This is a genomic window from Roseateles saccharophilus (assembly GCF_004342485.1).
In the GTDB taxonomy this organism is placed as follows: Bacteria; Pseudomonadota; Gammaproteobacteria; order Burkholderiales; family Burkholderiaceae_C; genus Pelomonas; species Pelomonas saccharophila.
In genome coordinates this window covers 279,126-295,533 of the sequence record NZ_SMBU01000002.1, presented here as the reverse complement: position 1 = coordinate 295,533, position 16,408 = coordinate 279,126, and the positions used below count along the sequence as shown (strand labels likewise).

The following is a 16,408-nucleotide window of genomic DNA, read 5'->3' as shown; positions in this document are numbered from 1 at the left end:
TCCCGCGCACTTTTCCTTCGTGACTGCCATGACTGCAAACTCTGCCCTCCCCTGGACCCGCCGCTCTTTCCTCAGCGCCGCAGCGGCCTCCGCGGGCGCCACCGGCCTGACGGGCGCCCGAGCCGCGCCGGCGGCCTTCCAGCCCACATGGGACTCCCTCGTCGAGAACTACCGCACCCCCGACTGGTTCCGCGACGCCAAGTTCGGCATCTGGGCCCACTGGAGCGCGCAGTGCGTGCCGGAGATGGGCGACTGGTACGCCCGGCGCATGTACATCCAGGGCAACTGGCAGTACGACCATCACGTGCGGACCTACGGCCATCCCACCAAGGCCGGCTTCATGGAGATCCAGAACCTCTGGCGAGCCGAGAACTGGGACCCCGACGCGCTGCTGGACCTGTATGTGAAGGCCGGCGCCAAGTACTTCGTCGCCCTGGCCAACCACCACGACAACCAGGACAACTACAACTCCAAGTACCACGGCTGGAACACCGTGCGCGTGGGACCCAAGAAGGACCTCATCGGCATCTGGGAGAAGGCCGCCCGTAAGCGCGGCCTGCGCTTCGGCGTCAGCAACCACAGCGCCCATGCCTGGCATTGGTTCCAGCCCGCCTACGGCTACGACCCCGAAGGCCCCTACGCCGGCCAGCGCTACGACGCCTTCCACCTGACCAAGGCCGACGGCAAGGGCCAGTGGTGGGAAGGCCTGGACCCGCAGGACCTCTACACCGGCCGCAACATCGTCATGCCCGATGGCTTCAAGACGATCCGCAGCGTCGAAGCCTGGCAGCAGGAGCAGACTGCCCACTGGGACGAGAAGCCGCCGCTGCACAACCCGGCCTTCACGCGCCAATGGTTCCTGCGCTGCCGCGACCTCATCGACAGCTACCGCCCCGACCTGGTCTATTTCGACAACACGACCCTACCCCTGGGCCAGGCCGGCCTCGACATCACCGCCCACTTCTATAACGCCAGCATGGCCTGGAACGGCGGCAAGCTGGAAGCCGTGGTCAACGGCAAGGTGATGCCCGACGAATGGCGCCCCGCCCTGGTCGAGGACGTGGAGCGGGGCTTTCGCGAGAACATCGAACCCCTGCCCTGGCAGACTGACACCTGCCTGGGCGACTGGCACTACAGCCGCGGCATCTTCGAGAACCACCAGTACAAGCCGGCCGGCACCGTCATCCACCGCCTCTGCGACATCGTCTCCAAGAACGGCAACCTGCTGCTGTCGGTGCCACTGCGCGGCGACGGCACCATCGACTCCGACGAGCGCAAGATCCTCGAGGACATCGCCGCCTGGATGGTGCGCAACGGCGAGGCCATCTACGGCACGCGGCCGTGGCGCACGTTCGGAGAAGGCCCGACCAAGGTTGGCGGCGGCATGTTCAGCGAAGGCGCATCCAAGGCGCTGACGGCCGAGGACATCCGCTTCACCACCAAGGGTAACGCCCTCTACGCGATCGCGCTGGGCTGGCCGCGCGACGGCGTGATGCGCATCCGCAGCCTGGCTCAGGACTCGGCCGTCGCACCGGGCGCCATCGACCACATCGAGGCCGTGGGCTCGAACGACAGCCTGAGCTTCAAGCGCACGCCCCGCGGCCTGGAGATCAAGCTCCCCGAAGGCCTGGCCGGTTCACCCGCCGTCGCCGTGAAGATCCGCGGCGCCGGCGTGGCCTGAAGACCGCCCCCACAAAACAGACAGTAAGAATGGAAAAGACCCATCGCATCGCCACGGCCGTCCTCGCCCTGGCCGCCGCCGGCGCGCAGGCGGCAGACCTCGTCATCGTCTCTCCCGACGGCCAAACCCTGCTGCGCATCGCCGACGACGCCAGCAGCTTCAGCGTCGTCCGCAAGGGCGAGACCGTCATCGCACCCTCGCCCCTGGGCCTGGAACTGGACGACCAACCCGCCTTCGGACTGTTGAAGCTGGAGTCGCGCCAGGACACGCGGGAAGACCACGTCATTCCTCTCGTCGCAACCAAGGCGGCGACTGCGCGCGACCACTATGTCGCCACGACTCTGGGCTTCCGCGAGGCGAGCGGCGGGCGGCGCGTCTTCATCGACGCACGCGCCTACGACGAAGGCGTGGCCTTCCGCTACCGGATCGAAGGTACGGACGGGGTCAAGCTGCGCAGCGAGCGCACGGCCTTCGTGCCGGCCGGCGACCCGTCCTGCCTCATCAGCCCGCTCGATGGTGCCCACGAGGTCCAGTTCGAGCGCCAGCGCGTCTCGCAGCTCAAGGCCGACGCTGCCTATGACGTCCCCGTCGTCTGCGCCACGCCGTCCGGCCGCACCCACTACGCCATCACGCAGGCTCACCTGCAGGCCTATACCGGCGCGTCGTTCCGGCGCGAGGGCGACGCGCTGCGCGTTCAGTTGTCCGGCGTGCCCGGCCGCCAGGGCCCTGCCTACGTCTCGACGGGCGGGCTGACGACCGCCTGGCGCGCCGTCATGGTGGCCGACCAGGCCGGCAAGCTCATCGAGAACCAGCTGGTCGGCAACCTCAACCCGGCACCGGCGGGCGATTTCAGCTGGGTCAAGCCTGGCAAGGCAGCGTGGGACTGGTGGTCCGGCCCGTTGGTGGGCATGAAGCCCGACATGGCGGCCTACAAGCGCTTCATCGACTTCGCCGCCGAGTCCGGCTTCCCCTACTACCTCATCGACGCCAACTGGGCCTCGGGACCGAGCGGCTGCTGCAACGCCGACCCCAAGACCGACATCACCCGCCCGGCCGACGGCATCGACATGCCCGAACTCGTGCGGTACGCCCAGGCCAAGGACGTGAGCCTGCTGTTGTGGGTTCACTGGGTGCATCTGGACGCACGCATGGACGAGGTGCTGGACACCTACGTCCGCTGGGGCATCAAAGGCATCAAGGTCGACTTCATGAACCGCGACGACCAGCAGGTGGTGGACTTCTACCACCGCGCCGCCGCCGCCACCGCCAGGCGCCACCTGCTGCTGGACCTGCATGGCGCCTACGTGCCGGCCGGCCTGCAGCGCACCTATCCCAACTTCATCACCCAGGAGGGCGTGCTCGGCGCCGAGTGGAGCAAGATGGACCGGCGTGTGACGCCGAGGCACAACTTGATGCTGCCCTACACCCGCATGCTGACCGGGCCCATGGACTACACGCCCGGCGGCTTCCGCAACGCCACGCCCGCGACCTTCGAGGTGCGCGCGGAGATGCCCCTGGTGCAGAACACACGCGGCCAGACGCTGGCGATGTACGTCGTCTACGACAGCCCGCTGCAGATGGTCTCGGATGACCCCTCGGCCTACCGCGGCGAGGCCGGCTTCGACTTCATCAAGCGCGTGCCCACGGCCTGGGACGAGACCCGCTTCATCCAGGGCGAGCCGGGTGAGGACATCGTGCTGGCGCGTCGCCAGGGCAAGACCTGGTATCTCGGCGCGATGACGAGCGACCAGGCGCGCGCCGAGAAGGTCTCGCTCACCTTCCTGCCGCCCGGCCACTGGAAGGCCACGATCTGGCAGGACGGCGAAGGCGCGCGCCAGGTGCAGCGCACGCAACGCACGGTGACCTCCAAGGACGTGCTCAGCCTGTCGCTCGCCGCGGCCGGCGGCGCCGCGGTCGTGCTGGAGCCCATCACCGCCCCTTGATTACGTCGCCGCAAAACCACGAACCCAGACCGGTCTTCCCATGAAGTTCAGCAAGCAACTCACCGCGCTTTCCCTTGTTGCCGCCACGATTTTGGCGGGCTGCGGTGGCGGTGGCGGCGGTGGCGGGGCCCCGACGCCCCCGCCCTCGCCCTCCGGCAGCGGGACGCCTCCTCCTCCCCCGCCCTCCGGCGGCGGCGGGACGCCCCCGCCTCCGCCGCCTCCCACAGCTGCCGCGACCTGGACGAGCGTGAAGTTCGGCGGCGGCGGCTATGTCACCGGTCTGATCTTCCATCCGACCACCCCCAACCTGCTGTACGCCCGCACCGACATCGGTGGCGCCTACCGCTGGAACCCGGCGACCAAGTCGTGGACGCCCATCACCGACGGCCTGGGTTTCGGAGGTGGCGAGGCCCGCTTCCACGGCATCGAGAGCATCGCCCTGGACCCGAACAACGACCAGCTCGTCTACATGGCCGCCGGCATGTACACCTTCGAGGGCAACGGCCGGTTGTACCTGTCCAGCGACCGGGGCGACCATTGGACCCACGTTGACGTGCCATTCGCACTCGGTGGCAACAACCCCGGCCGGGCATTGGGCGAGCGCCTGGCGGTGGACCCCAACAAGCCCACGACGCTGTTCTTTGGCTCGCGCCAGGCCGGCCTGTGGAAGAGCGCCGACTCGGGCAAGACCTGGGCCCAGGTCACCTCGCTCTCGCCCGTGACGATGACGGGAGCCCAGGGCTACGGCAATGGCGTTTCCGTGGTCCTCTACGACACCGGCACCAAGGGCAGCGGCACGGCCACCCCGTCCCTCTATGCCGCCATCTCGCCCGACTACGTCAGCGCGGCAAGCCTGACTTCAAGCCTGTACCGGTCCACCGACGCCGGCACCACCTGGACCCCCGTGACCACGCCGGTTACCGGCATGCATATTCCGCACATGGTGCGTGCCGCCGATGGCGTGTTCTACGTGGTCTTCACCAAGGACGCTGGCCCCGGTGCCGGGGGCCCCGGCCGCCTCTACAAGTTCGACGGCACGACCTGGACCCTGCTCAAGAGCGAGGATCCCAACGGCGGAACCAACTTCGGCCTTGGCGGCGTGTCGGTTCAGGGCAGCGGCGCGACGACGCGCATCGCGCTCGGCGTGACCAACTCCTGGGGTAACTGGAACGGCCAGCAGATCGTCCAGCTGTCCGACGACGCCGGCAAGACCTGGCGTGAAATCGAGGCGCTGAACCCCGGCGAAACCGCTTCCGGCTGGGTCGACGATGTCGAGATCGACCCAGCCAACCGCGATCACGTCCTGCATGTGCATGGCGGCGGCATCATGGAGACCACCAACGCCTCCTCGGCCACGCCCAGCTGGCACGGCGACATTGAAGGCTTCGAGGAGACCGCCACCCTGTCCGTGGCTGCAGCACCGGCTGGCGCCCCCTACAAGTTCCTCAACAGTGCGGGTGACGTGGGCCTGTGGGTCGATACGGATCTCTCGACCAAGCCGACGCTGAATCCCGGCACCGGTTGGAGCAACGGCAACGCTGCCGACATGGATTGGTCTGATCCGCTCTACATCGCGGGCGGCGGCGTCATCAACTCGACCGGCGCCGCCGTCGGCTATTGGTCGGGCGATGGCGGCAAGACCTGGGCGAATTTCGCCACCCTGCCCGCCGGCGCGGCAGCAAACACCGGCGGCCAGGCCAGCGTCGCGGTCCCGTCCCGCAACAACGTCATCTGGTCCCCGGCCAACTCGGTGCCGTCCTACTCCACGGACAGTGGTGCAAGTTGGACGGCAACGAATCTGCCGGCATTGGCTGTCGTCGGCCAGGGTTGGGGACGTGGCTATCGCCTGGCAGCTGACCGCAAGAACCCCAACAAGGTCTATGCCTTCGACTCCGGCGGTGCCACGTGGAGCAACGAGCAGGGCAAGGTCTACGTCTCGACGGACGGCGGCCATACCTTCACATTGAGCCCAGGCTCCGTTTCGGCGGGTATGGCGAAGAACGACTGGGGCGCGACCTATATGGCGGTCAACCCCAATGTCGAGGGCGACCTCTGGGTGGCGGATGGAAACACCGTCTACCACTCGGTGGATTCGGGCGCGACCTGGACCCAGCTCACCGGCTTCGCTTCCGCCAACGGCCTGTCGGGCGCCAGTTTGATCGCCCTGGGCAAGGCAGCGCCTGGCGCCACCTACTCGGCAGCGGTCTACGTCGTGGGCGTCAGGGGCGGCGTGTGGGGCGTCTACCGCTCCGACGACGGCGGCACGACCTGGACGCGCTTCAATGACGACGCCCACCAGTTCGGCGGCATCGGCGTGCTGGCGGCCGACCAAAGCGTCTATGGGCGCATCTACGTCAGCGGCACGGGCCGGGGCCTGCTGTACAGCAACTGAGATGAGCCCCAAGACACCTGCCCAACCCGGCCGCCGCAGCTTTGTGCGCGCGGTGGCCGGCGTCGAGTTGGCCGCCCTGACCTTGTCGCTCGTCACCGCTGCCGCGGCCGCCCCGCTGACGCCCTCGATGCAGCAGGCCCAGGCCCTGGTGGCGCAGATGACGCTGGCCGAGAAGGCCAGCCAGCTGCAGCACGACTCGCCGGCCATCCCACGCCTGGGCATCCCGGCCTACAACTGGTGGAGCGAGGGTCTACATGGCGTGGCGCGTGCCGACGTGGCGACCGTGTTCCCTCAGGCCATCGCCCTGGCGGCGACCTGGGACACGCCGCTCGTGCAACGCGTGGGCAAGGTCATCGGCACCGAGTTCCGTGCCAAGTTCCTGAACACGGTCGGCGCCGACGGCTCGTCGGGCCTGTACCGCGGCCTCACGGTGTGGTCGCCCAACGTCAACATCTTCCGCGACCCGCGCTGGGGCCGCGGCCAGGAGACCTATGGCGAAGACCCCTACCTGACCTCTCGCATGGGTGTCGCCTTCATCCAGGGGCTGCAGGGTCCGGATCCGGACCGGCCTCGAGTGTCGGCCGCGGTCAAGCACTTCGCCGTTCACAGCGGCCCGGAGGCAAACCGCCACAAGGAGGACGTCAAAGTCGCGCCTCGGGATCTGGTGGACACCTACCTGCCGGCCTTCCATGCGGCCGTCAACGAAGGCCGAGCCGAATCGGTCATGTGCGCCTACAACGCGGTAGACGGCGTGCCCGCCTGCGCAAATCAGCCCTTGCTGCAGCACTATCTGCGCGACGAATGGAAGTTCCAGGGCCATGTGGTCTCCGACTGCGGCGCCGTGGCCGACATCCACTTGGACTCGGCCCACCACTACGTGAAGACACCCGGGGAAGCCGTGGCCGTGGCCGTTCGGGCCGGCACAGATGTCATCTGCGATTTCGGCGGCAACAAGACCGCCCAGTCAGCCACCACCGTGGCCGCCGTACAGCAAGGACTGCTGAGCGAGCCCGAACTCGACCGTGCGCTGCAGCGCCTGTTCGACGTGCGGCTGCGGCTCGGACTGCTCGCAGCAGCGGGGCAGCGGCCCTTCCCCGAAATCACGGCGCGCGACTTCGACACCCCGGCCCACCGCGCGCTCAACCTCGAGACGGCGCGCCGCTCACTGGTGCTGCTGAAGAACGATGGCGTGTTGCCGCTCAAGGCCGCGCCCCGGCGCATTGCCGTGATCGGTCCGAATGCCGACAGCGTGGATGCCCTGGTGGGCAACTACAACGGCACGCCGTCCAAGCCGGTCACCCTGCTGGCCGGTCTGAAGGCGCGCTTCCCCGGAGCCCGCATCGGCTTTGTCGAGGGTACCGGTTGGGTGGCACCGCCGTTGGAAGACCTGCCGGCAGCCAATCTGTGCGTCGATGCCGGCTGCACCCTCACCGGCCTGAACTTCGAGCGCTTTGCCAACACCAGGCTGGAAGGGGCGCCCAGTTCGGCGGCCATCGCACCGCAGGCCATGTTCAAGTGGGGCTGGCCCAATGCCCATGACCGCCAAGAATCGGCGCGCTGGACCGGCTTCCTGCGCGCTGGCGAGAGTGGCGAGCACCTGCTCCGTCTGAAGGGCAATCGCGGCTACCGAATCTGGATCGATGGCGAACTGGTGGTCGACCTGTGGGACCTCGCCTGGCCCACCAGCACCCGCGGCGTGACGCTGAAGGCGGGCCAGACCTACGCCGTGCGGGTCGAGGCGCTGCAGACCGGCTGGGACGGCGAGCAGCGCCTGCAGTGGAGCCGCCCCGGCGCCAGCGACGAGGCGGCCCTCGCTGCCGCGCGCGACGCGGACCTGGTGGTGTTCGCCAGCGGCTTGACCTGGGAGCTTGAGGGCGAAGAAATGACAGTGCTGGCCCCCGGCTTCTCCGGCGGCGACCGCACGCAGATCGACCTGCCGGCGCCGCAGCGGCGCTTGCTGGAGCGCCTGGCGGCACTGGGCCGCCCGCTGGTGCTGGTCAACTTCAGCGGCAGCCCGATGGCTTTCGGCGCCGGCATTCAGCAAGCCGCGGCCATCGTGCAGGCCTGGTATCCCGGCGGCGAAGGCGGCCAGGCCGTGGCCGAACTGCTGGCGGGCGACTTCAGCCCTTCAGGCCGGCTGCCACTGACCTTCTACCTCTCGGTCGACCAGTTGCCGCCATTCAACGACTACGGCATGCAGGGGCGAACCTACCGCTGGTTCAAGGGCGAGGCCGAATTCCCGTTCGGCCACGGCCTGGGCTATGCACGCTTTGCCTATGCCCAGGCCAGGCTGGCCCACAAGCGCGTGCCCGCCGGTCAGGGCACGCAGCTGTCCGTGCTGTTGAAGAACGAAGGCCCGCACGAGGCGGCCGAGGTGGTGCAGGTCTATGCCCGGCGCTCGGACGCCCTGGCACCGGAGCGCACCCTCGTTGCCTTCAAGCGCGTCGTGCTGCGCGCCGGAGAGTCGCGCCGCATCAGTTTCAACCTGGACGCCAAAGCGTTGAGCGTGGTCCAGGCCGATGGCCGGCGCGTGGTGGAGGCGGGACCGATGACGCTGTGGGTCGGTGGCGGGCAACCGGTGGTCGCGGCCACTGGGCACCGCGCCCCGGGACAGATGCTCAAGGTCCAGGTGTCCGGGCGCGCGGACCTGCCACCGTTTTGAAAGACAGCCCCCCGGGGCCCCAACCTGAATCCAGAGATCCCTGAATGAAACGTCGTGACCTTGTGGGCCTGATGGCCAGTACCCCGGCTGCGGCCATGTTCCCTGCGCCGGCCTTCGCGGCCTCCGGCGCACCGACAGCCCTGGACGCTGCCGGGCAGATGCGGGCCCTGCCGATGGATGCCGGCCCCGACGGCTTCGCCTGGCGGCGCGTGGCCGAAGGCCTGCAGTTCCGTGTCGGCGGGCTGACCAAGAGCCTGCTGTTCTACGGCCACGGCCTGGTGCGCGTGACGGCCCATCTGGGCGAGGCCTGCACCACCCAGCCCAGCCTGGTGGTCGTGGCCCGTGCAAGGCCGGTCGCCATCGACGTGGATGACGCCAAGGACCGCCTCACGCTGTCAGCCCTCGGGCTGCGCGTGTCGGTGGACAAGCGCAGCGGCGCCCTCGCCTTTTCCGGCGCCGATGGGCGGCTGCTGCTGCGCGAACGCGACACCGCGCCCACCGAGCTGAAGCGCGTCGACATCGACGGCAGCCCGACCTACAGGCTCGCGCAGACCTTCACGCTGACGCCCGACGAATCGCTCTACGGCCTCGGCCAGTACAACGAGCCCTATATGGACTATCGCGGCCGCGAGGTGCTGATGGTGCAGACCAACATCGGCATCGTCGTGCCCTTCATGGTCTCCACGCGGCGCTGGGGCCTGCTGTGGGACGTGTACTCCAAGATGAGCTTCAGCGACGGGCCGCAGGGCGCCAGCTTCCGCGCCGAGAGCGCGCCCGCCGGGGCCGACTACTACGTCGTCGCCGGGGCCGACATGGACGGCGTGATGGCTGGCTACCGCACGCTCACTGGGGCTGCGCCCATGTTCCCCAAGGCCGCCTTCGGCCTCTACATGAGCAAGGAACGCTACCAGACGCAGCAGCAGTTGCTGGAGGTCGTGCGGCGCTTCCGTGCGGAACACATCCCGCTCGACACCATCGTGCAGGACTGGCAGTACTGGGGTGGCGAGAAGGACGGCCCCAATGGTCCCGAATGGGACGGCCAGTGGAGCGGCATGGTCTGGGACCGCGAACGCTACCCCGATCCCGCCGCGATGACGCGCGAGCTGCACACGAAGCTGCACACCCAGCTGATGGTGTCCATCTGGCCTTCCATCGGCAACGACACGGCGCTGGCCCGCGAACTGGACGCCAAGCAACTGCGCTTCGAGCCGCTGCACTGGATCTCCAAGAAGGCCCGCATCTACGACGCCTTCAGCCCCGAAGGCCGGCGCATCTACTTCAAGCACGTCAAGCGAGGCCTGCTGGACGTCGGCGTCGATGCGCTGTGGATGGACGGCACCGAGGTCGAGGTGGGCGGCGCCGCCCACGATCCCGGCGAGGTCGAGGCCGACATCAAGCGGCTGGGCCGCAACGCGCTGGGCGACTTCACGCGCTACCTCAATGTCTACAGCCTGGTGACGACGCGCGGCGTCTACGAAGGCCAGCGCGCCGCCGGCCCGGGCGGCAAACGCGCCCTGACCCTCACGCGCTCGGCCTGGGCCGGGCAGCAGCGCTACGCGGCCCTGCCCTGGTCCGGCGACACCACGGCCTCCTGGGCCGTGCTGCGGCAGCAGATCGCCGGTGGCCTGAACGTCGGCATGGCCGGCCTGCCCTACTGGTCCCAGGACACCGGCGGCTTCTTCGTCAACTACGCCGGCGGCGAGCGCAACCCGGCCTGGCGCGAGCTGTATGCCCGCTGGAACCAGTTCGGCATCTTCAACCCGGTCTACCGCATCCACGGCACCAACGTCGAACGCGAACCCTACCTCTTCAAGACCCTGGACCCCGAGGTCTATGGATCGCTGCTGGGCGCGGCCCGGCTGCGCTACCAGCTGCTGCCTTACCTCTACAGCCTGGCCTGGCGCAGCACGCAGGAGGGCTACATCATGATGCGCGGCCTGGCGATGGACTTCCCCGACCAGCCGGCGCTGCGCAAGCTCGACGACACCTATATGTTCGGCCCCGCCTTCCTGGTGCAGCCGATCACGCGGCCCATATTCCACCCGGAGCTGCCGCCGCCCGCCACCGTGCCGCCGACCCAGCTGCGCACGCCCGATGGTCAGGCCGGCCTGGTGCTGGAGTACTTCGAGGGCATGGCCTTCGAGAAGCCGGCCAGCCGCACCGTCGACACCGTCATCGACCACCGCTGGCCCGACCCGCCGCTGGGCAGCATCCCGCCGGGCCTTGCCAGCCTGAACAACTTCTCCGCGCGCTGGACCGGCACCCTCACGGCATCGGAGAGCGGCGAGCACGAGATCGGCGTCGAGGGCGACGACGGCTTCCGGCTCTGGCTGGACGACCAGCTCGTCGTGGACGACTGGGCCGTCGGCGGCGCGCGGTTCAACAGCCACCGCCTGGCGCTGCGCGAAGGCCAGGTGCTCAAGTTGCGCATCGACTACTTCCAGGCCGGCGGCGGCCGCGTGCTGCGCCTGGCCTGGCGCACGCCCGGCCAGTTGCGCACGCTGGCGGCGCAACCCAAGCCCGACCCGCGCCAGGCGACGCTGCTGCCTGCGAGCAGCGACTGGTTCGACTTCTGGACCGGCGAGCGCCATGCAGGCGGCCGCAGCGTCGAGCGCAGCTATGCGCTCGACGAGTTCCCCCTCTTCGTACGCGCCGGTGCCATCGTGCCGCTGGGCCCGGTGGTGGAGTACGCCGGCCAGAGCCCCGACGCCCCCTGGGAGATCCGCATCTACCCCGGCGCCGATGGGCGCTTCACGCTCTACGAGGACGACGGCGAGACCTACCGCTACGAGCGCGGCGAACGCGCCACGACCACACTGCGCTGGGACGACGCGCGCCGCACGCTGCACGTCGACGCCAGGCAGGGCCACTACCCCGGCCTGTTGACACGTCGCACGCTCAATGTGCGGCTGATGGCCGTACCCGGCCAGGCCGAGCAGGCCCGCACCGTGGACTACCAAGGCAAAGCCGTGGAGCTCCGGTTCGCGCCATGAACTCCAAGAAGGACAGCTCGCTGTCGCGGCGCAAGGCCCTGCAGGCCGCGTTGGCCGGGGCCGCCACGCCGCTGGCCGCCGCAGCGGGAACCGGTGCCAGCGGCTCGGCGGCGCTGCCATCGCACGTTGCCGAATGGGCCCTGGCCACGCCGCAGGGCAGGCTGACGATCAGCGCGCTGAGCGAGCGGGCCATGCGCGTGCGCGTCCGGCCCCCGCAGACCGCGATGCAAGAGCCGCCGGCCAGCTTCGCGCTGCTGCCTGGCCGCACGCCGCCGCCCATGCAGCAGACGCCGGGAGCGGCCACCACGGGTCTCGCGCTGCCAGCCATCCGCTGCGAGGTCGACAACGGCAACGGGGCGCTGCGTTTCTTCGACCGCAAGGGCGCGCTGCTCCTGGAAGAGGCGCCGGGCGGCCGGCGCCTGACGCCGTCCAAGCTCGGCGAGGAGCTGGTCTACGTCGCCGAGCAGGCCTTCGAGTCGCCGGCGGGCGAGCGGCTCTACGGCACCGGCTGCTTCCAGGACGGCGCCATGGACCTGCGTGGCTTCCCGCGCCGCCTGACGCAGGTGAACACACAGATCAGCCTGCCCTTCATGCTGTCCAGCCGCGGCTACGGCCTGCTCTGGCACAACAACGGCATGGCCGAGCTGAACCCACCCGAGCAACGGGTGGCGTTGACCCGCGCGGGCGCCAACGGCAAGGCCGAGCTGGTGGACGTGACGACCACGACCGGCAATGCCCAGGTCGAGCGCAAGGGCGTGCGCTTCGAAGGCAGCTTCCGCACCGAGGCGGCCGGCCGTTTCGCCTTCCTGCTGGACGTGGGCCGCGCCATGGGCTCACGCCACTCGGTGGAGATCGACGGCAAGCCCTGCGTCGAGATGGCCAACCTCTGGCTACCGCCGACGGTCGGCTTTGTCGTGGACCTGCCGGCGGGCGAGCACCACGTGCGCGTGAACGCCGACGAGCAGGACAAGCCGTCGCTGCACTTCGGCCCCGCGCACGCCCGCACGACCTGGCGCTCGCTGGTGGCCGACGCCATCGACTACGTCGTCATTGCCGGCCCCAGCGCCGACGAGGTGTTCGAGGGCTACCGCGAGATCTCCGGCGCCACGCCGATGATGCCGCGCTGGGCCTATGGCTACATCCACTGCCGCGAGCGTTTCCATTCCTCCGAAGAGATCGTCGACACGCTGCGCGAGTTCCGCCGCCGCAAGCTGCCGGTCGACGTGATGGTGCAGGACTGGCAGTACTGGGGCCGCCACGGCTGGAACGCGATGCGCTTCGACGAGGCCCACTACCCCGACCCCGCGGCCCTGATGCGCGACGTGCACGACTTGAACGGCCGGTTCATGCTGTCGGTGTGGGCCAGGATCGCGCGCGACACCGAACTCGGCCGCGCCACGGCGGCTGCGCGCCACTACATCGACGGGACCGACTGGGTCGACTTCTTCGACCCCAAGGCCGCCACCTTCTACTGGAGCCACCAGCGCGAGCGCCTGCTCAAGCTCGGCATCGACGCCTGGTGGCAGGACGCGACCGAGCCCGAGAACGACGACCTCGCGGGCCGGCGCACGGCCGCCGGACGTGGCGAGCGCGTGCGCCTGGCCTATCCGTGGCACGTCACCCGCACCGTCTACGAAGGCCAACGCCAAGCCCTGCCCAACCAGCGGGTGATGATCCTCACGCGCTCGGCCTTCCCGGGGCAGCAGCGCCATGCCTCGGCCACCTGGTCGGGCGACGTCGGTAACGACTGGGACACGCTGAAGCGGCAGATCCCCGCCGGCCTCAACATGGCCGCCGCCGGCTATGCCTACTGGACAGTCGACGCCGGCGGCTTCTTCCGCCCGGGTGACGGCCAATACACCGACAAGGCCTATCACGAGCGCTTTCTGCGCTGGTTCCAGTACGCGACCTTCCTGCCGCTGCAGCGCGTGCACGGCTACATGACCGACACCGAGTTCTGGCGTTATGGCGACACGGTGGAGGCGGTGGCCCGCCAGTACCTGGAGCTGCGCTACAGGCTGCTGCCCTATCTATATAGCGTCGCCCACGAGGTGCATGCCAAGGGCGCGCCCATCATGCGACCGCTGGTGTTCGACTTCCCGAATGACACGCAGGCGCTGGACCAGGCGCACAGCTATCTGTTCGGCCGCGCGCTGCATGTGGCGCCGGTCGTGGCGCCCGACGTGTCGAGCTGGCCGGTCTACCTGCCGCAATCCACCGGCGGCTGGGTCGATTTCTGGACGGGGGAGCGCCGCGCCGGTGGCCGCACGCACGAGGTGCCGTCGCCGTTGGAGCGCATCCCGCTGCACCTGCGCGCCGGCAGCATCCTGCCGCTGGGGCCGGTGCTGCAGTCCACCGCCGAGGCCACCGGCGAACTCATCGACCTGTACATCGTGCCGGGCCGCGACGGCACTTTCGACCTCTACGAGGACGGCGGCCTGGACTACGCCTACGAGAAGGGCGGGGCCAGCGTGATCCGCCTGAGCTGGGACGACCAGCGCGGCGTGCTGCGGCTGGCGTCGCGTCGCGGGCGCTTCGACGGCATGTTGAAGACGCGACGCTTCAGGCTGCATCGCGTCGCCCCCGGCCAGCCGCCGCTGCAGTCCGCGCCACTTCAGGAAGTGGTCTACACCGGCCGCGCCGCCGAGATCCGGCTTTGATCATGAAACTGAATAGAACGCTTCTTGCCTGCACGCTGGCCCTGGCTGCGCTCAACCCCGCCCTGGCCCAAACCACCGAAGGTCACCCCGACTGGCCAGGGGCTGGCCAGCTCTTCGCCGGCACCTGCTACCAGCCCGTCGACCGCAGCCTCGAGCAGGTCAGGCGCGACGTCGCGTTGATGAAGCAGTCCGGCTTCAAGGTCGTGCGTATGGGCGACCTGTCCTGGGACTACTTCGAGCCCGCCGAAGGCAAGTTCGAGTTCAAGCACTTCGACGCGGTGATGAACGAAATGCAGGCCGCCGGCATCCGGGTCATCCTGGACATCCCCGGCCTGCCGGCGCCCATGTGGCTGCACCAGAAGTACCCCGGCGTGGACATCGTCAATCAGGCCGGCACGCGCCTGGCCCCGGCCGAGCGCTACATGGACAACATCGGCGATCCGGACTACCGGCGCCTGGCCGTCCGCATGGCCGACACGCTGACCAAGCGCTACGCCAAGCATCCCGCCCTGCTGGCCGTGGGCTATGACAACGAGATCGGCAACGGCTTCATGTCCTACTCCGAGGCCGACCGCAAGCGCTTCGTGCAATGGCTGAAGAAGCGCTACGGCAGCGTCGAGGCCCTGAACAAGGCCTGGGCCACCCAGCGCTGGTCGCGCCGCGTCGGCAACTGGGACGAGGTGCGCCTGCCCTACGCCGATGGCCCCGGCCCGGCCGAGCGCTACCTGGACCTGCGGCGCTTCTGGTCGGACCTGACGATCGCCACCCTCGACGACCTGGAGGCCGTGCGCCGCAGGAACACGCCCGGCAAGCCCGTACTGTCCAACTACTGGGACTGGTCCGGCCGCAAGGGCTTCGACTTCCTCGGCAGCTACCGCCGGCACACGACCTTCGGCGCCATGGGCTTCTATGCCGGCGACGCCGTCGGCGGCGGATGGGAGGCCACCCTCATCAAGGGCGGCATGACGACGCCCACATGGTTCAACGAGTTCGCCGCCGGCGGCGGCGGCTCCTACGGCAGCAGGGGCTGGTCGCGGATGTGGGCCCACTTCGTGCTGCTGATGGGCGGCCAGGCCGCGCTGGCCTGGACCTTCAACAGCCACCTCGGCGGCGAGGAGCAGGCGCTGATGGGCCTCATCGACCACGATGACCGGCCCTCGTGGAAGCTCGGAGAATGGGCCCGCATCGCCGCCGACTACGCCAAGCTCGAAAAGCGCGGCTTCCCGCGCAGCGTCGAGCCCAAGGTGGCCATCGCCTATTCGTTCGAAAACACCGCCGCCTACAGCGCCAACGGCCCCAGCAACACGTCGCGCCAGTACCTGAAGACGCCCTATCTGAAGCAGGCCCTTGGCGCCTTCGAGCCGCTGCTGAAGGACAACGTCGACGTCGCAGTCATCAAGCTCTCCTACGAAGACCTGAGCCGCTACCGCCTCATCATCGTGCCGGGCCTGTACCTGCTGGACGAGGCCTCGACCGAAGCGCTGCGACGTTTCGTCGCCGACGGTGGCACGGCCATCATGACAGCGCAGTCAGCCAAGGTGAACGACAACAACCAGTGGCACGCCACGCCGCTGCCGGGCGGGTTGACCGACGTCTTCGGCCTGCGGACCAACGAGTTCTACGACGCCGCGGGCACGTTCAAGATCGGCGACGAAGAGGTCAAGGGCACGATCGAGCACTTCGAGGTGCTGGAGCCGTCCACCGCCGAGGTGCTGAGCCATTTCAGCGACCTCGATGGCCGCCCGCCGGCCCTCACCGTCAACCGCTTCGGCAAGGGCCGCGCCTACTACCTCGCCACGCCGGCCCAGCCGCAGATCATGCGGCCGCTGCTGCGCCAGCTCTACGCCAGCGTCGGCATCGAGCCCGGCCCCAAGACGCCGGACGGCGTGTTCGCCCGCGCCGTTAGCGGCCGCGTGCTCTACGTCAACACCAACAACGCGCCGGTCGACATCGCCATTGACGGGGCGATGCAGGGCGTGCTCGGCGGCCAGCACTGGGACAAGACCCTAAGCCTGGAGGCGCGCGGCGTTGAATTGCTCGAACAACGGAACTAACCACAAAACCAATTGACATGACA

Annotated in this window: 7 protein-coding genes; all 7 read left to right on the top strand. The window is 69.1% G+C overall.

The features are described from left to right. Positions 1-28 precede the first annotated feature (28 nt). Positions 29-1,681: an alpha-L-fucosidase gene (locus tag EV671_RS03180; protein ID WP_132569830.1), complete on the top strand. Its 1,653-nt coding sequence runs from the start codon at positions 29-31 to the stop codon at positions 1,679-1,681. A 29-nt stretch (positions 1,682-1,710) separates the two neighbouring features. After that, positions 1,711-3,624, top strand: a complete 1,914-nt coding sequence (locus EV671_RS03175) for a glycoside hydrolase family 97 protein (RefSeq protein ID WP_132569829.1) — start codon at positions 1,711-1,713, stop codon at positions 3,622-3,624. A gap of 247 nt (positions 3,625-3,871) precedes the next feature. Then, positions 3,872-6,016 carry a sialidase family protein gene (locus tag EV671_RS03165; RefSeq protein WP_132569827.1) on the top strand — a complete coding sequence of 715 codons (2,145 nt, stop codon included), beginning with the start codon at positions 3,872-3,874 and terminating at the stop codon, positions 6,014-6,016. A gap of 1 nt (position 6,017) precedes the next feature. Continuing rightward, positions 6,018-8,678: a glycoside hydrolase family 3 C-terminal domain-containing protein gene (locus EV671_RS03160; protein WP_243655552.1), complete on the top strand. Its 2,661-nt coding sequence runs from the start codon at positions 6,018-6,020 to the stop codon at positions 8,676-8,678. Between the two features lie 44 nt (positions 8,679-8,722). After that, positions 8,723-11,671: a glycoside hydrolase family 31 protein gene (locus EV671_RS03155; protein WP_132569826.1), complete on the top strand. Its 2,949-nt coding sequence runs from the start codon at positions 8,723-8,725 to the stop codon at positions 11,669-11,671. Continuing rightward, the gene (locus tag EV671_RS03150) at positions 11,668-14,331 is read left to right on the top strand and encodes a glycoside hydrolase family 31 protein (protein WP_132569825.1); all 2,664 of its coding nucleotides are present in this window, start codon (positions 11,668-11,670) and stop codon (positions 14,329-14,331) included. The genes EV671_RS03155 and EV671_RS03150 overlap by 4 nt, the downstream gene beginning before the upstream one ends. Before the next feature lie 2 nt (positions 14,332-14,333). Further along, positions 14,334-16,385, top strand: coding sequence for a beta-galactosidase (locus EV671_RS03145; RefSeq protein ID WP_132569824.1), 2,052 nt, complete (start codon positions 14,334-14,336; stop codon positions 16,383-16,385). The last annotated feature ends 23 nt before the right edge of the window (positions 16,386-16,408 follow it).

Excerpts from the sequence above, each read along its gene's own strand:
- EV671_RS03180 (WP_132569830.1), top strand. The coding sequence starts at position 29 with ATGACTGCAAACTCTGCCCTCCCCTGGACCCGCCGCTCTTTCCTCAGC.
- EV671_RS03175 (WP_132569829.1), top strand. The coding sequence starts at position 1,711 with ATGGAAAAGACCCATCGCATCGCCACGGCCGTCCTCGCCCTGGCCGCC.
- EV671_RS03160 (WP_243655552.1), top strand. The coding sequence starts at position 6,018 with ATGAGCCCCAAGACACCTGCCCAACCCGGCCGCCGCAGCTTTGTGCGC.
- EV671_RS03155 (WP_132569826.1), top strand. The coding sequence starts at position 8,723 with ATGAAACGTCGTGACCTTGTGGGCCTGATGGCCAGTACCCCGGCTGCG.
- EV671_RS03150 (WP_132569825.1), top strand. The coding sequence starts at position 11,668 with ATGAACTCCAAGAAGGACAGCTCGCTGTCGCGGCGCAAGGCCCTGCAG.
- EV671_RS03145 (WP_132569824.1), top strand. The coding sequence starts at position 14,334 with ATGAAACTGAATAGAACGCTTCTTGCCTGCACGCTGGCCCTGGCTGCG.